The organism is Actinomadura hibisca NBRC 15177, assembly GCF_001552635.1.
GTDB lineage: Bacteria > Actinomycetota > Actinomycetes > Streptosporangiales > Streptosporangiaceae > Spirillospora > Spirillospora hibisca.
This window is the reverse complement of the sequence record NZ_BCRO01000105.1, coordinates 12,557-31,581: the sequence shown is the minus strand read 5'-3', so window position 1 is coordinate 31,581 and position 19,025 is coordinate 12,557. Positions and strand designations below refer to the sequence as shown.

General features: G+C 72.2%; 21 protein-coding genes and 1 tRNA gene. 14 read left to right on the top strand and 8 right to left on the bottom strand.

Annotation, left to right across the window (positions count from 1 at the left end):
* The first annotated feature begins 485 nt into the window (after nucleotides 1–485).
* From AH6_RS36850 to AH6_RS36835, 4 genes are all read left to right on the top strand, one after another.
* A complete protein-coding gene (locus AH6_RS36850; RefSeq protein WP_067489774.1) occupies nucleotides 486–1,277 on the top strand; it encodes an alpha/beta fold hydrolase in 792 nt (263 codons plus the stop codon).
* A gap of 54 nt (nucleotides 1,278–1,331) precedes the next feature.
* The gene (locus AH6_RS36845; RefSeq protein WP_067489771.1) at nucleotides 1,332–1,772 is read left to right on the top strand and encodes a hypothetical protein; all 441 of its coding nucleotides are present in this window, start codon (nucleotides 1,332–1,334) and stop codon (nucleotides 1,770–1,772) included.
* A gap of 91 nt (nucleotides 1,773–1,863) precedes the next feature.
* Nucleotides 1,864–2,295, top strand: a complete 432-nt coding sequence (locus tag AH6_RS36840; RefSeq protein WP_067489768.1) for an STAS domain-containing protein — start codon at nucleotides 1,864–1,866, stop codon at nucleotides 2,293–2,295.
* 51 nt (nucleotides 2,296–2,346) lie between these two features.
* Nucleotides 2,347–2,778, top strand: coding sequence for a hypothetical protein (locus tag AH6_RS36835; protein WP_067489765.1), 432 nt, complete (start codon nucleotides 2,347–2,349; stop codon nucleotides 2,776–2,778).
* A gap of 72 nt (nucleotides 2,779–2,850) precedes the next feature.
* Here AH6_RS36835 and AH6_RS36830 read toward each other — a convergent pair whose 3' ends face one another.
* From AH6_RS36830 to AH6_RS36820, 3 genes are all read right to left on the bottom strand, one after another.
* A complete protein-coding gene (locus AH6_RS36830) occupies nucleotides 2,851–3,372 on the bottom strand; it encodes an isochorismatase family protein (protein ID WP_067489762.1) in 522 nt (173 codons plus the stop codon).
* A gap of 249 nt (nucleotides 3,373–3,621) precedes the next feature.
* Nucleotides 3,622–3,813, bottom strand: coding sequence for a helix-hairpin-helix domain-containing protein (locus tag AH6_RS36825; RefSeq protein ID WP_067489759.1), 192 nt, complete (start codon nucleotides 3,811–3,813; stop codon nucleotides 3,622–3,624).
* Between the two features lie 46 nt (nucleotides 3,814–3,859).
* Nucleotides 3,860–4,453 (bottom strand): TetR/AcrR family transcriptional regulator, encoded by a 594-nt coding sequence (locus AH6_RS36820; protein ID WP_067489754.1) that lies wholly within the window; start codon nucleotides 4,451–4,453, stop codon nucleotides 3,860–3,862.
* 181 nt (nucleotides 4,454–4,634) lie between these two features.
* Between AH6_RS36820 and AH6_RS36815 the strand changes: the two genes are divergently transcribed.
* Nucleotides 4,635–5,210, top strand: coding sequence for an NADPH-dependent FMN reductase (locus tag AH6_RS36815; protein ID WP_067489751.1), 576 nt, complete (start codon nucleotides 4,635–4,637; stop codon nucleotides 5,208–5,210).
* 32 nt (nucleotides 5,211–5,242) lie between these two features.
* Nucleotides 5,243–6,718 (top strand): DHA2 family efflux MFS transporter permease subunit, encoded by a 1,476-nt coding sequence (locus AH6_RS36810; protein WP_067489748.1) that lies wholly within the window; start codon nucleotides 5,243–5,245, stop codon nucleotides 6,716–6,718.
* 10 nt (nucleotides 6,719–6,728) lie between these two features.
* Here AH6_RS36810 and AH6_RS36805 read toward each other — a convergent pair whose 3' ends face one another.
* Entirely contained in the window at nucleotides 6,729–7,178 is a 450-nt protein-coding gene (locus tag AH6_RS36805; RefSeq protein WP_067489745.1) for a winged helix-turn-helix transcriptional regulator, read from the bottom strand.
* An 87-nt stretch (nucleotides 7,179–7,265) separates the two neighbouring features.
* Between AH6_RS36805 and AH6_RS36800 the strand changes: the two genes are divergently transcribed.
* Both AH6_RS36800 and AH6_RS36795 read left to right on the top strand, forming a co-directional pair.
* Nucleotides 7,266–8,711 carry an MFS transporter gene (locus AH6_RS36800; RefSeq protein WP_245679630.1) on the top strand — a complete coding sequence of 482 codons (1,446 nt, stop codon included), beginning with the start codon at nucleotides 7,266–7,268 and terminating at the stop codon, nucleotides 8,709–8,711.
* 18 nt (nucleotides 8,712–8,729) lie between these two features.
* A complete protein-coding gene (locus AH6_RS36795) occupies nucleotides 8,730–9,218 on the top strand; it encodes a pyridoxamine 5'-phosphate oxidase family protein (RefSeq protein WP_067489742.1) in 489 nt (162 codons plus the stop codon).
* Nucleotides 9,219–9,267: 49 nt separating this feature from the next.
* Here the strand turns inward: AH6_RS36795 and AH6_RS36790 are convergent, their stop codons facing one another.
* Entirely contained in the window at nucleotides 9,268–10,608 is a 1,341-nt protein-coding gene (locus AH6_RS36790; RefSeq protein ID WP_067489738.1) for an FAD-binding oxidoreductase, read from the bottom strand.
* A gap of 100 nt (nucleotides 10,609–10,708) precedes the next feature.
* The gene (locus AH6_RS36785; protein ID WP_067489735.1) at nucleotides 10,709–11,515 is read right to left on the bottom strand and encodes an SDR family NAD(P)-dependent oxidoreductase; all 807 of its coding nucleotides are present in this window, start codon (nucleotides 11,513–11,515) and stop codon (nucleotides 10,709–10,711) included.
* Nucleotides 11,516–11,656: 141 nt separating this feature from the next.
* On the opposite strand from AH6_RS36785, the gene AH6_RS36780 reads away from it, so the two are divergent.
* Complete coding sequence (locus AH6_RS36780) at nucleotides 11,657–12,094, top strand: MarR family winged helix-turn-helix transcriptional regulator (RefSeq protein WP_067489732.1); 438 nt, start codon at nucleotides 11,657–11,659, stop codon at nucleotides 12,092–12,094.
* A 5-nt stretch (nucleotides 12,095–12,099) separates the two neighbouring features.
* Here AH6_RS36780 and AH6_RS36775 read toward each other — a convergent pair whose 3' ends face one another.
* On the bottom strand, nucleotides 12,100–12,564 hold the full coding sequence (locus AH6_RS36775) for an Lrp/AsnC family transcriptional regulator (protein WP_067489729.1): 465 nt from the start codon (nucleotides 12,562–12,564) through the stop codon (nucleotides 12,100–12,102).
* A gap of 104 nt (nucleotides 12,565–12,668) precedes the next feature.
* On the opposite strand from AH6_RS36775, the gene AH6_RS36770 reads away from it, so the two are divergent.
* Nucleotides 12,669–14,027, top strand: a complete 1,359-nt coding sequence (locus tag AH6_RS36770) for an amino acid permease (protein ID WP_218006017.1) — start codon at nucleotides 12,669–12,671, stop codon at nucleotides 14,025–14,027.
* Nucleotides 14,028–14,267: 240 nt separating this feature from the next.
* Here AH6_RS36770 and AH6_RS36765 read toward each other — a convergent pair.
* A tRNA-Leu gene (locus tag AH6_RS36765) sits at nucleotides 14,268–14,350 on the bottom strand.
* Nucleotides 14,351–14,477: 127 nt separating this feature from the next.
* Between AH6_RS36765 and AH6_RS36760 the strand changes: the two genes are divergently transcribed.
* From AH6_RS36760 to AH6_RS36745, 4 genes are read left to right on the top strand one after another with little or no spacing between them, the layout of a single operon-like run.
* Nucleotides 14,478–15,233 (top strand): FHA domain-containing protein, encoded by a 756-nt coding sequence (locus AH6_RS36760; protein WP_067489723.1) that lies wholly within the window; start codon nucleotides 14,478–14,480, stop codon nucleotides 15,231–15,233.
* Nucleotides 15,234–15,244: 11 nt separating this feature from the next.
* Complete coding sequence (locus AH6_RS36755; protein ID WP_067489720.1) at nucleotides 15,245–15,739, top strand: FHA domain-containing protein FhaB/FipA; 495 nt, start codon at nucleotides 15,245–15,247, stop codon at nucleotides 15,737–15,739.
* Nucleotides 15,736–17,355, top strand: coding sequence for a Stp1/IreP family PP2C-type Ser/Thr phosphatase (locus AH6_RS36750; protein WP_083983828.1), 1,620 nt, complete (start codon nucleotides 15,736–15,738; stop codon nucleotides 17,353–17,355). Before AH6_RS36755 ends, AH6_RS36750 begins: the two co-directional genes overlap by 4 nt.
* A complete protein-coding gene (locus tag AH6_RS36745; protein ID WP_067489715.1) occupies nucleotides 17,356–19,002 on the top strand; it encodes an FtsW/RodA/SpoVE family cell cycle protein in 1,647 nt (548 codons plus the stop codon). It abuts the gene before it with no gap.
* Nucleotides 19,003–19,025 lie beyond the last annotated feature (23 nt).

Below are 19,025 nucleotides of genomic sequence, written 5' to 3'. Positions count from 1 at the left end.
CCGCCCGAAAGGCCCGAAGACACGAAGCATTCCGGCCGAACATGGCTTGGAGACGCGCAGCATTCCGCTCGGGCGTGACCCGGAGATGCGCAGCATTCCGGCCAACCGTGGCCCGGGAACGCGCCGCATTCCGCCCGAGCGTGGCCCGGGGACGCCCCGCGACCTGGCCCGGACATGCCGCGGCCCCGCCGGACGCGAGGTCCGGCGGGGCCGTCGGCTTTGGCCGGTGTGTCGGGTCGCCTCTCGGCGAAAGGCACAACACGGCTCCTGCCAGGCTCCGGAGTCCGCTCGCGCGGGTCCGGCGCCCACGGTATTCCGTGAAGGCGATAGGTAGGGCCCGGGGACTCCAGGCACACCGACCATCACATGTAACCACCCACCCCCGCCGGTTGTTCCCCGACCCGCCGGAGACCCTTTATGTAGCGTCCGATACACATCTGCGCTACGGTTCTTTCTGTAGCAAGCACTACAGAAGGAGCCCCCGCATGACCTCCCCCTTCGCCCGCACCGTCGCCGGCTCCGGCCCCGGTCTCGCCCTCGCGCACGGCGCGGGCGGCGGCGTGGCCGCCAACTTCGGTCCGATCCTCGACGGCCTCGCCGCCCGCCACACCGTGGTCGCCGTCGACTACCCCGGCACCGGCGAGACCCCGCGCTCCACCGCGTCCCTAGAGCTGGACGAGCTGGCCGATCAACTCGTCGCCGCCGCCGTGGACGAGGGCCTGGACACCTTCGCGATCGCCGGTTACTCCCTCGGCGGCGCGGTCGCCGTGCGGGCCGCCGCCCGCCACCCCGAGCGCGTCTCCGCACTGGTGCTGACCGCCGCGTTCGCCCGTCCCGACAACCGGTTCCGCCTGTCGGCGCGGTTGTGGGGCTCCCTTCTCGACGACCCCGACCCGACGCGCCTGGGCACGTTCCTCGCCCTCGCCGCGTTCAGCCCCGCCACCCTGGAGACCCTCGACGCGGAGCAGCTGCGGGCCGTCCTCGAAGGGCCCGTCCCGCCGGGCACGGCCGAGCACGTCGATCTCGTCCTGAACCGCGCCGACGTGCGCACCGACCTGGCCGCCGTCACCGTTCCCACGCTGGTGGTGGTCACGACCGCCGACCAGCTCGTGTCGCCCGCGCTCCAGTACGAGCTGGCCGCCGCCCTCCCGGACGCCCGCGTCGCCGAGCTGGACACCGGCCACCTGCCGTTCGTGGAGCGTCCCCGCGAGTGGCAGGACCTGATCACCGGGTTCCTGGCTGAAGTCGGGGAACGACCGCATTCAGCCGTCCTCTAGCGGCCGGGCGGTGGGACGCCCTACCGTGAGCGCCCACCCCTGAAAGGATCATCGATGAAGCTCTCAGCGAGCCGTGCGGCGGTGTTGCTGCTGGCCCCGGCGTTGTTCCTCACCGCGTGCGGCGGTGACGACGAGCCCGGCGGCACGGCCCAGGCGCCGCAGCAGCCCGCCACCGCCCCTGGCACGCCGGGCCAGCCGGGCGTCCCGGGGGCGCCCGGCGGGTCGGTCGCGCCGTCCGGCTCGCTGCCGCCGGGCGCGCCCGGCGCGTCCGCCCCGCCCGGCAGCACCGGCGGCGGCAACACCGGGAACGACGGCGGGCCGGGAGCGCGGCCCACGCCCAAGGCGCTCGTCGACTTCGCCGCCTGCATGAAGCGGAACGGCATCGAGCTGCCGCCGCAGGGGCAGTCAATGCCGCCCAACACCGACAAGGCCAAGATGCAGGCGGCCGTGATGGCCTGCATGAAGTACATGACGGCGTCCCCGAAGCCGCAGTGAACCCACAGCGGCCCCACCCGTCCGCAATAGTCCCGCCGTGACGGGGTAGAGCGCAGAAAACGACGCCGACCATCGCACGGGGTGAAACGGCATGATGCCAGACAGGGCGCTCGCCGAGGACGAGATGGGGCTGCACCGGCGCGTCGAGGGCCGGTGGGTGGTGGTGGCGGTGACCGGGGAACTGGACATCGCCACCGCGCCCGCGCTGGAGGAGGCCCTGTCGGTGCCCGCCCTCCCCGACGGGCGCACCCATGTCGCCGTGGACGCCGCCGACCTGCGGTTCTGTGATTCGACCGGCCTCAACGTGCTCGTCCGGGCCTGGAAGCGGCTGCGGGAGCGGCAGGGACGGCTCATCGTGCTGCGCCCTCCGGCGTTCTTCGCCGAGCGGCTCAACTGGATGGGCCTGGACCGCATCCTGACGCTGGCCGAGTCGCTGCCCGACGACCCCGCGCCGGACGAGCGCCGCCCCGCGTCCCCGCGCCCCCACTCGCGCGACCCGTGGGAGGCCGCCGGAAACGGGTGAGCGGCCGCCTCTTCACCTCACAGGATCCAAGGGCGATCATGAGGTGTCTTGGTGAGATACGAGAAAGCCACGCCGGGCACCTGCCGAGCCCGGGACCGCCTCGCCGGCCGCGCGCGCAACGCGCTCGCCGCGGCCGGTCTCCCGCTGATGTCCGGCGATCTGGACCTGGCGCTGGGCGCGGGTGCCGAGATCGAGGTGGACTACGGCGCGGACGCGGCGGGCGGGGTCTACGCCACCTGGCGGCTGCACCCGCAACTCGCGCGCGCCGCGGCCTTCGCGGTGAGCGCCGACGACGTCGACGACCAGCACCCGGCGCTGCTGTTCAGCGGGTCCGTCGCGGTCGCGATGGTCCGCGCCATCGGCACGATCCTCACCGCCGCCGGGTTCGCGGTGGAGGAGGCCGACGACGAGTACCGCCCCTTCACGTTGCGCGTCACCGGCGGCCCGCCGAACGGGCACACCCCCTGGTCCGACCCCGAATGATGATCTCGCGCGGACACTATCGAACGTGCCGTCCCGCGCTTTTCCGCCCTGTTTCCACCGCCCAAAAAGGCTTCACTCCGCCGCGCCGAACTCCAGCTCGCCGCTCTGCACGACCTTTCCGAAACGCGGCAGGTCGAGCGACACCGCCGCGCGGTGCTCCTCGGCGCTGAGCGCCGTCATCGCGTCCTCGACGTAGACGGTCGCGTAGCCGTGGTCGTCGGCGGCGCGGCCGGTGGACTCCACCCCCATGTTGGTCGCGATGCCCGCCAGGACGAGGGTGTCGACCCCGTACCGCTGGAGCAGGTCGTGCAGGCCGGTGCCGTGGAACGCGCCGACGGTGCGCTTGACGATCACCGCGTCGGCCAGGGCCGCGACCTGCTCGGCCAGGTCGCTGCCGGGCGGCTGCTCGGCGACGCCGGGACGCTCGACGCGGACGGCCACCACGGGCGCGCCCGCCCCGCGGAACCGCTCGGCCAGCGCGACCGAGGCCTCCAGCGCCGCCACACCGGGACGCGGCGCGAGCGGCGCGGTGACGATCCGGTCCATCAGGTCGACCAGCAGGAGCGCGGTCCGGCTCGGATCAACATTGATCATGAACGCACCCTAGTACGCCTCCGCGACGGCGATCAGAGCACCCCGGCGGCGAGGAGCAGCCGCATCCAGGAGTCGCGGTGCCGTCCTTTGCGGTCGCGCCGGTCGGCGGCCCCGGACCACAAGAAGGAATCGATGAACAGGGGATATCCGTCGCCGAGAATCGAGGAATTGACGAAGGCGATGACGTCGGGAACCCCTCAACCAGAAGCCCGAAATACCGCACTCTCGAATGACAACCGCCGAAGATGCTCATTCTCGAAAGGAAAGCCCACGCTCGGCGAGGGTCTCGCGCAGGATCCGCACCGCCTTGGGCCCGACACCGTGCAGCTTGAGCAGGTCGCGCTCGCTGACCTCGGCGAACTGTTCAAGGCTCCGATAGCCCGCACCGGTCAGCGCCCGGGTGGCCGGTGCACCGATCCCGGCCGGAAGCTCGCTCTCCATGGGATTCCCCTCGATCGTGACTCTCCGTAGGCGCGCGGCATGCGGGTCAGGGGTAGGCGCGCATCGCCATTTTCGCGATGCTTTCCAGGTCCTCGCGGGTCGCGCCGTCCTGCGACTGGCGCGACATGCCCTGCACCACCGCCGCCAAGTAGGTGGCGAGGCCCTTCACGTCGGTGTCGGCGGGCAGCCGTCCCGCGCGCACGTCGTCCTCGATGCGGTCGGCGAACGTCTGCTTGCTCGCCTCCCGGATGGCCCGCAGCTCCGCCTCGACCTCCGACGACTCGGGGGCGTGGTTGGCGGCGGCCGTGATGATCAGGCAGCCCGGCGGGTGGGACGGGTCGGTGTAGATGTCCGCGAGGTCGTACAGGAAACGCTGGATCGCCTTGCGGCCGACCGGTTCCTCGCGCAGCCGACGCCCGGCGGCGGCTGCGTAGGTCTCCTGGTAGCGGTGGACGCACTCGGCGAACAGCTTCCGTTTGTCGCCGAACGCCGCGTACAGGCTCGGCGGCCGGATGCCCATCGCGCCGGTCAGCGCCGCGATCGACGTCGCCTCGTAGCCGTTGCGCCAGAACTCGCGCAGGGCCTGTTCCAGCGCGGCGTCGCGGTCGAAGGAGCGCGGGCGGCCCGGGGACTTGGTCATGCCCCCATTCTATAGCGGCCGATACAGATCGGAGAGGTTGACCTCAAGTTTCGTTGAGGTCCCAGTCTGGTGCCCGGACCCGCCGGTCACCGTGACCAGTCATCCGACAGATGCCCCCGGTCACCGGCGGTCCGTAGCGTCATCCGTACCGCGAAACACCGCTGAGCAGGGAGAACGCACCATGACCGAGAAGCTGCGCGTCGCCGTCGTCATCGGCAGCACCCGGGAGGGCCGCTTCGGGCCGACCGTCGCCGCGTGGGCCGCCGCCGAGGCCCGCCGCCACCCCGAGCTGGAGGTGACGGTCCTGGACCTGGCCGGCATCCCGCTGCCGCACGCGCTGGGCGCCCGCCCCGCCAACCCCACCGACCTGGACGCCGCCTCCGTCGTGCTGGCCGACGCCGACGCCTTCGTCATCGTCACCCCCGAGTACAACCACAGCTTCCCGGGCGTGCTGAAGAACTTCATCGACACCCACTACGACCAGTGGCGCGCCAAGCCGGTCGCGTTCGTGTCCTACGGCGGCATGGCGGGCGGCCTGCGGGCGGTCGAGCAGCTCCGGCTGGTCTTCGCCGAGCTGCACTGCGTCACCGTCCGCGACACCGTCAGCTTCCACAACCCCTGGGGCCGGTTCGACGACGACGGCCGCCCGCACGAGCACGAGGCCGCCGCGACCGCCGCCAAGGGCATGTTCGACCAGCTCGCCTGGTGGGCCCGCACGCTGCGCGACGCCCGCACCGCTCGCCCCTACGCCGCCTGACCGGCCCGCGCCCGCCCCCTCTGGAGACCCCGATGACCACCGCCGCCGCACCGCGCGCGCAGGCCGCGCCGCCGCCCGCCCCCGTGACCAGCCCCATGACCATCGCCCTGGTCCTCGTCCTGGGCTCGATCATGACCACGCTGGACACCACCATCGTCAACGTCGCCCTGCACCGGCTCGCGCAGGACTTCGACGCCTCCCTGTCGTCGATCCAGTGGGTGGCCACCGGCTACTCGCTGGCGCTCGGCGCGGTCATCCCCGGCACCGCCTGGGCGATCGGCCGCTTCGGGGCCCGCCGCCTGTACCTGCTGGCCATCGCGCTGTTCGCGGTGGGCTCGGTGCTGGCCGGGTTCGCCTGGAACCTGCCCTCGCTGATCGCCTTCCGGATCGTGCAGGGCTTCAGCGGCGGCATGGTGATGCCGATCGGCATGACCATCCTGATCCGCGCCGCCGGGCCCGACCGGCTCGGCCGGCTGATGAGCACGCTGGGCCTGGCCATCCTGGTCGGCCCGCTGGCCGGGCCGGTGCTGGGCGGCTACCTGGTCGACGAGGTGTCCTGGCGCTGGATGTTCTTCGTCAACGTGCCGGTCAGCGCGGCCGTCGTGGTGCTGGCCGCGCGGCTGTTCCCGCGCGACGGCGAGCCCGAGCGGCGACCGCTGGACGTGCTCGGCCTGCTGCTGCTGTCACCGGGCCTGGCCGCGCTGATCTACGGCGTGACGGCGGGCGGCGAGCGCGGCGACTTCGGCTCGGCCGGGGTGCTGGCGCCGATGCTGGGCGGGGCGGCGCTGGTCGCGGCGTTCGTGGCGCGGGCGCTGACCGCCCGGCACCCGCTGATCGACCTGGGGCTGTTCCGCGACCGCGCGTTCGCGGCGGCGGCCGGCACGCTGGCGCTGTTCGCCACCGGCTACGCCGGCACGATGATCCTCCAGCCGCTGTACTTCCAGGTGGCGCGCGGGGAGAGCGCGACGATGGCGGGCCTGCTGGGCGTGCCGTTCGCGCTGGCGTCGGGCACCGCGATGCAGGTCACCGGTCGTTTCGTCGACAGGATCGGGCCGGGCCGGATCGTGGTCGGCGGCGTGCTGACCGCCGCGACCGGGTTCACGCTGTTCACCCTGCAACTGTCGGCCGACGGCCCGTACTGGGGGCTGCTGGGCGCGATGTTGCTGATCGGCGCGGGCGGCGGCTCGACGATGATGCCCGCGATGACCGCCGCGACCCGGCGGCTGGCGGCCGGGCAGGCGGCGGCCGGGAGCACCACCGTCAGCATGGTCACCACCACCGTCTCGGCGATCGGCATGGCGGTGATGTCGGTGGTGCTGGCCGCGCGGCTGCCCGGCGGGTCGCACGCGGTGCGGGACCTGACGCCCGCCGAGCGCGCGGCGCGGGGCCCCGAGCTGGCCGACGCCTTCCAGGGCACCTACGTCTGGGCGATCGTCCTGGTGGCGCTGGCCCTGGCGCCCGCCCTGCTGCTGGCCCGCCGCACCGCCCGCGCGAAGGAGGCCTCCTGACCGGACCGGCTCAGACCGCCGCCGCCTCCTCTTCCGCCGCCGCCCGCAGGTCGTAGTCCGCGCGGGCGGCGGCGATCTCCTGCTGGTGGTCCTCGGTCCAGGTGACCAGGGCCTTGATGGTGGCGTGCAGGCTGACGCCCAGCGGCGTCAGCTCGTAGTCCACCCGGGGCGGGACCACCGGATGGACGGTGCGCTTGACGAGGCCGTCGCGCTCCAGGTGCCGCAGGGTGCGGGTGAGCATGCGCTGGCTGACCCCGTCGATCAGCCGCTTCAGCTCGGTGAACCGCAGGCTGCGCTGGTCCAGCAGCGCGATGACCAGCAGCGACCACTTGTCGGCGACCCGGTCCAGGATCTGCCGGACCTCGCAGCCCTCGCGGACGTCCCAGTTCGCGACGTCGAAGCCGTGGTCGGCGCCGGTATCACAGCGGGTACCGGGGGACTTCAAAGTGCCGTCTTCCATGCTCAGAGATGGTGCCGCAGGATGAGGCCGGTAACAAGAGGGAACCGACGCCCTCTTCGATAACCGGTCTGCGACGAGGAGTCCCCCGTGTCCGAAACACCCCCGCCGGCATCGCCGCCCGGCGTGATCACCACGATGTCCGGGCGCGCCTGGAGCGTGCTGCTGGTGCTCTGCGGAGCGATCTTCCTTGAGGGCATCGACGTCGCGATGCTGAACGTCGCGCTGCCCTCCATCCGCGCCGACCTCGGCCTGTCCACCGGCGTGCTGAGCGGGGTCGTGTCGGCCTACGTGCTGGGCTACGGCGGCTTCATGCTGCTGGGCGGGCGCGCGTCGGACCTGCTGGGCCGCCGCCGGATGTTCCTGTTCTGGCTGACGGTGTTCCTGCTGTTCTCCGGGCTCGGCGGGTTCGCCACCGAGGGCTGGATGTTGCTGACCGCGCGGTTCGTGACGGGCGTGGCGGCGGCGTTCATGGCCCCGGCGGGCCTCTCGCTGATCACCTCCGGCTTCGCCGAGGGCCCGGTGCGCAACAAGGCGCTGCTGGTCTACGCCGGGGTCGGCGCGGGCGGCTTCTCGCTCGGCATGGTCGTCGGCGGCGTGCTGACCTCGTTCGGCTGGCGGTGGGTGTTCTTCGCGCCGGTCATCATGTCGGCGCTGATCCTGGCCGCCGCGATCCCGCTGCTGCGCGACACCGGCGCCCGTCCCGCCGCCCGCGAGAGCTTCGACCTGCTCGGCACCCTCAGCGTCACCGGCGCGATGTTGCTGCTGGTCTACGGCGTGGTGCGGCTGGAGCACGCCGGTGACGGGACGGGCCTGACCGCCGCGGTGTTCGCCGCGGGCCTGCTGCTGCTCGCCCTGTTCGTGTGGGCCGAACGGCGCGCGCCCGCCCCGCTGGTGCGGCTCGGCATCCTGCGCTCGGGCCCGCTGGTGCGCACCAACCTCGGCGCGCTGCTGTTCATGGTCGCGTTCGCGGGCTTCCAGTTCCTCGCCACGCTCTACTTCCAGGAGCTGCGCGGCTGGAGCACCATGCAGACCGGCCTCGCCATGGCGGTGATGGGCCTGGACGCGATCCTGGCCCCGACGCTCACGCCCCGGCTGGTGCAGCGCTTCGGCAACGTCAAGGTGATCTTCGGCGGGATGGTGTCGGCGACCCTCGCCTACGTGCTGTTCCTGCCGGTCGGCCTGGGCTGGGCCTACACGCTGATGTTGCCGACGGTGCTGCTGGTCGGCGTCGGGTTCGCGCTGGTGTACGGGCCGCTCACGATCGCCGCGACCGAGGGCGTGGCCGAGGATGAGCACGGCCTGGCGGGCGGCCTGCTGTACACCGCGATGCAGTTCGGGATGGCGCTCGGCGTCTCGGCGGTCACCGCCGTGTACGTCGCCGCCGGAGGCCCCGGGCTGGACGCGTTGCACACCGCGCTGCTGGTGCCCGTCGTCGCCGCCGCCCTGGGAGCCGCGGTCACCGTCTTCGGCATCCGCACCCGCCCCGCCGCGGCCGTCGCCGAGACCCCCGAGCCCGTCCAGGCCACGGCCTGACCTCGAAGGAGACCCCTCATGGCCACCAAAGTGCGCGACTTCGCCGCCATCCGCGAGCAGTTCGACACCTACGTCGGCACCATCGTCTACGCGACCATGACCACCGTCGACAAGAAGCACCGGCCGCGCGCGAGAGTGCTGATCCCGGTCTGGGAGGTGATGGACGGCAAGCCGGTGGGCTGGCTGGCCACCTACCGGACGCCGGTCAAGGAGGCCCACCTCGCCAACAACCCGCACGCCACCTTCTCCTACTGGACGCCCCGGCAGAACGCCGCGTCGGTGGACACCGTGGCGACCTGGGTGGACCTGGACGACCTGGCGACGCGGCGGCACGTGTGGGAGCTGTACCGCCGCACCAGCCCGCGCGGCGCGGGCTACGACCTCGGCCAGTTCTGGACGGGCGTGGACGACCCCAAGCTGCACGTGCTGAAGCTGGAGCCCTGGCGCGTGCAGGTGATCCGCGGCACCGACCTCAACAGCAGGATCTGGCAGGACGAGGCCGCCTGAGCGCGGACGAAGCCCCCGTGAGGAGATCCTCACGGGGGCTTCGCGCTGGTCAGGACGCGGGGGAGATGTGGTGGTTGAGCCGGAACAGGTCGTCGGGGTCGTGGACGGCCTTCAGCTCGGCCAGCCGCTGGTGGTCGTCGGGCTCGTAGGCCAGCCGCACCTGCTCCTCGCCCGCGTTGTCGCCGTAGAGGAAGTTGAGGCTGCGGCCCACGTCCCACGGCGCCAGCGCGTCCATGATCTCCGCGTGCCGGGGCCGCACGCCCGCGACGCCGGTGCCGGGCGGCAGCGGCGACAACACGCCCACCAGGAACTGCGCGTCCCGGTGCCCGACCGCGTTCGGCACGGCCGGGGGCTTGGCCAGCGCGCCGCCGAGGTGCCGCACCTCGGTGATGATCCGCTCGCCGACGGTGCCGCGCAGCGCCGCCAGGATCTCCGGCGTCAGCGCGCTGACCAGGGCGTGGTCGCTGTGGTAACCCATCGGCGTGGGCGGTTCGTTGTGGATCGTGGCGTTGTCGGCGTACGGCATGTCCCCGACGGTGTCGATCAGGCGGTCGGCCACCGCGCGCAGCGGCGCGACCAGCCGCCTCCCGGCGGCCGCGTCCCCCGCGTAGATGATCCGGACGTGCGCGGCGTGCCGTCCGCGCAGCGGCTCGGGCAGGTGCGGCAGATCGGGGAACGGCACCAGCGCCACCGACGAGGTCATCTCGTCCGGCACCGCGCCGGTCCACTCCCGGTACGCCTCCAGCACGGCGGGGACGTGCTCGGTGTCGAAGTAGAGGCCGCCGCCGTAGATCCGCGACACCGGCAGCAGGTCGATCTCCAGCGCCGTCACCACGCCGAAGTTGGCGCGCCCGCCCCGCAGCGCCCAGAACAGGTCCGGGTCGGACCCGGCGTCGACGGTCCGCAGGCGGCCGTCGGCGGTGACGACCTCCACGGCCCGCACGTGGTCGGCGGCGAACCCGTGGGTCCGGGCGAGCAGCCCGATCCCGCCGCCGAGCATGTAGGAGACCGCGCCCACGGTCGGCGCGGACCCGTTGAGCGGGGCCAGCCCATGCTCGGCGGCGGCCGCCACCAGGTCGCGGCCCAGCACGCCCGCCTCGACGCGGGCCGTGCGCGCGGCCGGATCGACGGTGATCCCGGTCATCCGGCGGGTGCTGATCAACATCCCGCCCGCCGCGCCGCGCGGCAGCCCGTGGCCGGTCGCCTGGACGGCCACGGGCAGCCGGTGCGCGGCGGCGTGGGCGACGGCGGCCCGCACGTCGGCGGCGTCCACCGCGCCCACGATCACTTCGGGGCGGTGCGGCCCGGCGAGCTGGAAGCCGGTCCGCTCGGCGTCGTACTCCTCGGTTCCGGGCCGGAGCACCGGTCCCTGCACGTCGTGGAGCGTCATGGCGGTCTCCTCTCGTCCGCGTTCTCTCGATCACCTCCACCCTCGCAACCACGACATCAGAAGTCCAACAGATGGTTTTTCTATAAACCAGAAACGGAACTCATAGCCCCTTGAGGAAGCCGCCGTCCACCACGAACTCGGCCCCGGTGGTGCTCCCCGACCGCGGCGAGACCAGCAGCACGATGGCGTCGGCCACCTCCTGCGGCTCGGCCAGCCGCCCGGTGACCAGGTTCATCATCTGCGGCGCGACGGTGTCCAGCACCGCGTCCCGGTCCGCGCCGGTCGCGCCCGCCAGCACGTCGGCCGCGCCGCCCTCCTCGGTCCACCAGGCGGTGCGCACCGGGCCCGGCGAGACGGTGTTGACCCGCACGCCCTGCGGCCCGTACTCCTCCGACAACCCCTTGGTGAGGTTGTTCAGCCCCGCCTTGGCGGCGTTGTAGTCGTAGTTCATCGGGCCGGGCTGGCGGGCGTTGCCGCTGGAGACGTTCACGATCGCGGCGGCGTCGCTCGCCAGCAGGTGCGGCAGCGCGGCGCGGACCAGCCGCACCGGGGCGAACAGGTTGAACTCGAACATCTCGCGCCAGTCGTCGTCGGCCAGCGTCGTGAACCCGAACCGGGGCAGCTTCGCCCCGGGCGGCGGGCCCCCGGCGTTGTTGACCAGGATGTCGAGCGCGCCGAACGTCTCCACGGCGCGCTCCACGACCAGCGCGGGCGCGGCCGGGTCCATCAGGTCGGCCGGCACGTGCAGCAGGCCGGGTCCGGCCAGCGCGTCCAGCTCCGGCGAGGACTTCCGGGAGACGGCGGCGACCTTCGCGCCCTCCTCCAGCAGGGTCCGGACGACGGCGAGGCCCATGCCCTTGGAGGCGCCGGTGACGATGGCGACGCGTCCGGTCAGTTGCAGGTCCACGGGGTTCCTTCTTTCTTAGGGGGACGATCTCACCCCTCCGAACCCCACCCCCGCCGTCCCGGTTGCAGGCGAATCCGGCGACCTTGACCTCGACCAATCTTGAGGTTCTAGCGTTGGCGTTCCCAACGAAAAGGAGCGACCATGACCGACGCGAGCCAGCCCATCGGCTACTGGTCCGGCGAGGCGCACCGCCGGACCATCACCTTCATCCGCGCCCAGATCGTCGAACTGGGACTGACCCAGCCCCAGTACTGGATCCTGCGCAACCTGTCCCGGCAGGACCTTTCCCCCGACGGCCAGGGCCGGACGGTGGACGAACTGGTCGAGGCGATGAGCGACTACCTGCTGCCCGAGGACGACGTGCAGCTCGAATCGCACGACCTGCTGGCCCGGGGGCTGCTGCGGTTGGACGGCGACGACCGCCTGTGGATCACCGAGGCGGGCGAGGCCGCCCGGACCCGCGTCAAGCGGCACGCCCCGGCCATCCGGGACCGCATCCACGCGGGCATCAGCGACGAGGAGTACACCGCCGCCCTGGCCGTGCTCCAGAAGATGATCGCGAACACCACCCCCGCGTGACGCCGTCAGGCCGGGTCGCCGAGCCGCTCCAGGACGGTGCTGCGCACGTGCTGGAAGATCACCGAGGTGCGGAAGCCGCCGATCTCCGGCCGGCGGCTCAGCCGCTCCAGCAGGAAGGCGTGCAGGTGGTCCAGGTCGGGGACGGCCACGTGCAGCACCAGGTCGTCGCCGCCCGCCACCACGAAGACGCTGAGCACCTCCGGCATGCCCGCCACGTCGCCCTGGATCCGGTCGATCACCGTGCGGCTGAGCGGCCGGACCTGCAACGACACCAGCGCCTGCACGCCGCGGCCCAGCGCCTGGAGGTCGATGTCGGCGTGGTAGCCGCGGATGACGCCGCGCCGGGCGAGCGCGCGCACCCGCTCCAGGCAGGTCGAGGGCGCGACGCCGAGCCGCCGGGCCAGCTCCCGGTTGGAGAGCCGGGCATCCGTTTGGAGAAGCCGAACGATCTCCGCATCTAGTTCGTCCATGGGCCGGATTATCGCCTCGATTCCGGCCATGCGTTCGGAGAAGCGGCACCCAAGCCGCTCAACTGCCTACTTTCAAGGTCCCATATCGACCTTGGAGGAGTCCGTTGAGCGTTCCCGTGGAAGCCGCCCGGCCCGGCCTGGGACTCGGGCAGGGCACCGCGCTGTTCGTGGGCGCGGTGCTCGGGCCGGGCGTGCTGGCCCTGCCCCACCTGGCCGCCGCGGCGGCCGGGCCCGCCGCGATCGTGGCCTGGGCCGCGCTGCTGGCGCTGAGCGTGCCGGTGGCCTTCACGTTCGCCGCGCTCGGCGCCCGTTTCCCGGACGCGGGCGGCGTCGCGGCGTTCGCGGCCCGCGCGTTCGGCCCCCGGGCGGAACGGATCGTCGGCTGGTGGTTCTTCGGCGCGGTGCCGGTGGGCGTCCCGGCGGGCGCGCTGATCGGCGGCGACTACGTGGCCTCGGCGACGGGCTGGGGCCGTCCGGGTGCGGCGGCGGTGGCGACCGGGCTCCTGGTCGCCGCGTTCGCCGCCAACCACGCGGGCCTGCGCCTGTCGGGACGGGTGCAGCTGGTCCTGGTGACGGCGCTGACCGCCCTGCTGGTGATCGCGATCCTGGCCGCCGGGCGGCACGTGCAGGCGGCGAACTTCACCCCCTTCGCGCCGCACGGCGTCCAGGGCGTCGCGCACGCCGCCGGGGTGCTGTTCTTCGCCTTCGTCGGCTGGGAGGCCGCCAGCCACCTGTCGGCCGACTTCGCCGACCCCAGGCGGCTGCTGCCAAGAGCAACGGCGCTGACACTGCTCATCGTCGGCGTCCTCTACCTGGCCCTCGCGGTGACGGTCACCGGCGTGCTCGGCGACCGCGCGGCGACGTCACCGGTGCCGCTGGGCCTGCTGATGGAGGAAGGCATCGGCCCGTTCGCCAAAGCGGCCACAGCAGCCGCGGCCGTGGTGCTGAGCTTCGTCGCGATGAACACCTACGTTGCCGGGGGTTCCCGCCTCGGCGCGGCACTGGCCCGGAACGGCGCCCTGCCCCGCCCCATCGCGAAGGGCGGCGACCCGGGCCAGGTGCCGCACCGCAGCCTGCTGCTCCTGGCGGCCCTCAGCGCGCCACTCATCACCATCGCCCTGGCCACAGACATCGGGCTGGACTCACTGATGCGCGCCACAGCCGCCTGCCTGGCGGCCGTCACCGTGGTCGGGATGGCCGCCGCGACCAGGCTCCTGGAGGGCAAGGCCCGCCTGCTGGCCCAAGTGGGAACGCTCTTCACCGGCGCGGTACTGCTGTCGTGCGGCCTCTACCTACTGGCTCCGCTGGCACTGGCGGCCCTGGGGACGACCGTACGACGCTCGCGCCGCGCACCTGCCGTCGCCGAATATGGACGCGGGGATACCCCGCGGGAGACAGTAGAGGCATGCCTCCGCGCCCCGACCCGTGGCGAATGTGTCCGGCCTCACACAAATCACCCCTGACCGCCCCCGACCTGGATGCGCTCAGGAAGACCTCGCAGGCCAAGGACAAGGAAGGCGAAGCACAGAGAACCAACCGGAAGACCCCAAGCTTCCCGCCAAGGAAGACCTCGCACCCGGTGGGGGGCGTGGGGGGCGAAGCCCCCCACATCGGGGGTTCCAGGGGGTCGCCCCCCTGGGCCAACACAACGAAAGAGGCGACGGCTCACGCTTTCCGTGAGCACGCCGCCCCTGACTCTGAAGTGGGCGAGGAGGGATTTGAACCCTCACGTCCTTTCGGACACACGGACCTGAACCGTGCGCGTCTGCCGTTCCGCCACCCGCCCCGGGTGTCGCCCCGTTTCCGGGTGCTCGAAGAGATTAGCACGGTCGAAGGGGTGGAGAGGAACTCGGATACTGCTCGCGAACCTTCGCACCGATACGATCGTCTACCAGTGGGGAAGGGAGGTGCCCGTGGGCGTCATTCAGCGCTTCGAGCGAAGGCTCGAAGGCATGGTCGAAGGAGCCTTCGCCAGGGCCTTCAAGTCTGAGCTGCAGCCGGTCGAGGTGGCCAGTGCTGTGCAGCGCGAGATGGACGACCGAGCCGCCATCGTGGCGCAGGGCCGCACGCTCGTGCCCAACGACTTCGTGGTCGAGATCTCGCAGCAGGACGGGCAGCGGTTGCAGGTCTACGCCGACAGCCTGAGCCAGGAGCTCGCGAATCTGGCCCGGGAGTACGCGAAGGAGCAGGGGTACTCCTTCGTGGGGCCGGTGCGGGTGCGCTTCGAGAACGCGGGCGACCTGGCCACGGGCATGTTCCGGATCCGGTCCGGCGTGATCCGGGGGTCCACGGTGGAGGGCGGCGAGATCCGCCAGCCGGTGAGCGACGTGCCGCAGGGCGCGCGGGGCGGCGCCTTCGGGGGCCATCCGCGGCTGCTGGTCACCACCGCCGTGGAGGGGTCCGACACCACCCAGCGCACATATGAGATCAACACTCCGGTGACGCTGCTGGGCCGCGGTACCGACTGCGACCTGCGGCTCGTTGACCCGGGCGTGTCACGGCACCATGCCGAGATCCGCGTAGAAGGTCCCGAAATCGTCCTCGTGGATCTAGGGTCAACCAACGGCTCCTTCGTGAACGGCCAACCGATCCGGCGGGTGACGCTGGTGGACGGGTCGCGGGTCACGATGGGGCGGACAACCCTGGTCTTCCGCCGCGATAGGGAGTAACCCCGACTCCGATGTCCGAATTCACCCTCACGCTGATCAAGCTGGCGTTCCTCGCGGTGCTCTGGCTCTTCGTCATCGCCGCCGTCGGCGTGATCCGGGCCGACCTGTTCGGCTCGAAGGCCGCGGCGCGGGCCGCCGACCGGGCGGCCGCGCCGCCGCGGCCGGCCAAGGCGTCCCGGCAGCCCAAACCGCCGCGGCCGCAGCACGGCGGCAACGCCCCGACCAAGCTGGTCGTCGTCCAGGGCGAGCGGGCCGGCACCGTCATCGACCTGACCGGGATGCCCGTCACCATCGGCCGGGCGGGCGACGCCACGCTCGTGGTGACCGACGACTACGCCTCCAGCCGCCATGCCCGCATCTACGCGCAGGACGGCCAGTGGATCGTGGAGGACCTCGGCTCCACCAACGGGACCTACCTCGGTCGCACCAAGGTCACCCGGCCCATGCCGATCCCGCCGGGCGTGCCGGTCCGCATCGGCAAGACCGTGATCGAGTTGCGCAAATGAGCCTCGGAATCCGATACGCCGCGCGGTCCGACGTGGGCATGCTGCGCGAGGGGAACGAGGACTCGGCCTACGCGGGCTCCTACCTGCTGGCGGTGGCCGACGGCATGGGCGGCCACGTCGGCGGCGAGATCGCCAGCGCGGCCGCGATCGACGCGCTGCGCAAGCTCGACAAGGACCTGCCGGCGACCGAGCTGCTGGCGGCGCTGGAGCACACGGTCCGCACCGCCAACGACAACCTGCACCGCATCGTGGAGTCCGACCCGGCGCTCCAGGGCATGGGCACCACGCTGACGGCCATGCTCTGGGCGGGCAACCAGGTCGCGCTGGTGCACATCGGCGACTCGCGCGCCTACCTGCTGCGCGACGGCAGCCTGTTCCAGATCACCCACGACCACACGCTGGTGCAGTCGCTGGTGGACGAGGGCCGGATCAGCCCGGACGAGGCCGCCTCGCACCCGCAGCGCTCGCTGCTGCTGCGCGCCCTGGACGGCCGCGGCGAGGTCGACCCCGACCTGTCGCTGCGCGAGGCCCAGGCCGGCGACCGCTACCTGCTCTGCTCCGACGGCCTGTCCGGCGTGGTCACCGCCGAGACGATCTTCCAGGTGCTGACCGACACCGCCGAGCCCGAGCAGGCGGTGCGCCAGCTCATCGACCTGGCCAACCGGGGCGGCGGCCCGGACAACATCACCTGCGTGGTGGCCGACGTGGTGGAGCTCGGCCAGCAGCCGCCCCGGCAGCCGGGCGCGGGCCACGCGGTGGGCGCGGCGGCCAACGCCGCGCCGCCCGACCTGCCGGGCGGCTCCGGCGGCGGGCCGGGCGGACCGGGCGCCGCCGCCGACACCCCGGCCGGGCGCGCCGCGCAGCTGCGCGACACGATGCCGCAACCGCCGGTCGCGGTGGACGAGATGCCGCCGCCCGCGCCCATGCCCATGAACCAGCCGGTGGACGGCCCCCCGATGGGCGGCCCGAACACCACCATGCCGCAGCCCGAGGGGCGGCGCGGCCGCCGCCCGGCCCGGCGCGGCGGGGGCGGGATGCGCCGCTGGGCGTGGCTGATCGGCTTCGCCGGGGTGGCGATCGTCGGGATCGCCGCCGTCGGCTTCGTGACGTTGCAGAACATCCGCGACGGCTACTACATCGGCGAGGAGAAGGGCCAGGTCGTGCTGTTCCGCGGCACCAACCAGAAGGTGCCGGGCCTCGACCTGTCCCGCAAGGCCGCCGCCGGCCAGCAGCCGAAGACCCCGATCCCGGTCGCCGACCTGCCGCAGACCACCCAGGCCAAGGTCCGCGAGACCTACTCGGTCAAGGGCGCGAGCGGCGTCACCGACCTGGAGAAGCAGGTCTGCAAGCACACCCTCGCCGAGGAGCGCGGGCGGGTGGTCATCATCAAGGGCGCGGGCCAGCGCGACTGCGGCAAGCCGGTGAAGATCACCGACAGCGCGATCGCGATCGCCGAGCTGCCCGGCAAGGACCAGACGGCCGTCCGCGGCGGGACCCTGGCGTTCATCGGCAAGCCCGCCGCCGAGAACGCGCTGCGCACCCTGGAGCAGCACCGCGACGCCTGCAAGAAGGGCGAGGCCGCCGACCAGGACTGCCCGGCGGGAGGGAAGTCCTAGATGAGTTCGATCGGCGACCAGATCCGCGCGCAGCTCCCCTACAACCGGCGCGGCGCGGCCTCCCTCGCCCTGCTGATCTTCGCGATGGTGCTGACGTTGTCGGCGTTCGCCGAGGTCGGCCTGGCCCGCGACGGCCGGCTGCCGCTCGGCCTGCCGCTGTACGGCGGCGGCCTCGCGGTGCTGGCGTTCGCGGCCTACTTCGTGCAGGCGAAGTTCGCGCCCTACGCCGACCCGGTGCTGCTGCCGCTGGCGGTGGCGCTGAACGGCATCGGCCTGGCGATGATCTACCGCCTGGACCTGGACACCAGCCGCGGCAAGCAGGCGGCGCTGTCGTCGGGCAAGGCCTTCGAGGACGCCGCCGACGCGCCCGGCCAGCTGATGTGGACCTTCGTCGGCATCGCGCTGTTCGTGGCCGCCGTCCTGATCATGCGCGACACCAACCGGTCGGACGCGCCGCTGTCGTTCACCCCCAAGACCGCCCAGCGCTACACCTACCTGATCGGCCTCGGCGCGATCATCCTGCTGCTGCTGCCGGTGGTGCCGGGCGTCGGCCGCGAGATCAACGGCGCCAAGGTCTGGATCGCGATCGGCGGCTTCTCGGTGCAGCCGGGCGAGTTCGCCAAGCTGCTGCTGGTGGTGTTCTTCGCCGGGTACCTGGTCAACAAGCGGCAGGCGATGTCGCTGATCGGCAAGAAGATCGGCCCGATCAGCCTGCCGCGCGCCCGCGACCTGGGCCCGATCATGGTCATCTGGATCTTCTGCCTGGGCGTGTTGTTCATCCAGAAGGACCTGGGCACCGCGCTGCTGTACTTCGGGCTGTTCGTGTCGATGCTCTACATCGCCACCCAGCGCGTGTCGTGGGTGATGATCGGCATCGGGCTGCTGGCGGTGGGCATCTTCGTCGCCACGCTGCTGCCGTTCATGGGCCACGTGAACCAGCGCATCAGCATCTGGCAGCACCCCGAGCCGTACTTCGACGGCGGCTGCATGATGGCCAGCGGCAAAGTCGAGCCGGTCAACCCCAACACCGCCATCTTCAAGAAGAACCAGATCATCCTGGAGCAGAAGGCCAAGCAGTACGAGAGCCAGGGCAACGCGGCGCGGGCCAAGAACACCCGGGCCATCGCCCCGGGCTGGTACGCCTGCACCAACGAGCTGAAGGGCAAGTACGCCGACAGCGCCCAGCTGATGCACGGCCTGTTCGCGCTCGGCCAGGGCGGGGTGCTCGGCACCGGGCTCGGCCAGGGCAAGCCGTGGATCATCCCGCTGTCGTTCAGCGACTTCATCTTCGACTCGCTGGGCGAGGAGCTGGGCCTGACCGGCCTGATGGTGCTGCTGCTCATCTACGCGCTGATCGTGCAGCGCGGCATGAAGACCGCCGTGGCGGCCCGGGACCCGTTCCTGAAGTTGTTCGCCGGCGGGGTGTCGTTCGTGCTGGCGCTCCAGGTCTTCGTGATCGTCGGCGGGGTCACCAAGCTGATCCCGCTGACCGGTCTGACGACGCCGTTCCTGTCCCAGGGCGGCTCGTCGCTGATGGCCAACTGGATCCTGATCGCCATCCTGGTCCGGATGAGCCACGACGCCCGCAAGCCCGCCCCCCAGGCGATCCAGGACGAGGGCATGACCCAGATCGTGAGTACGAGGTGACTTCCCCCGAATGAACACCGAGC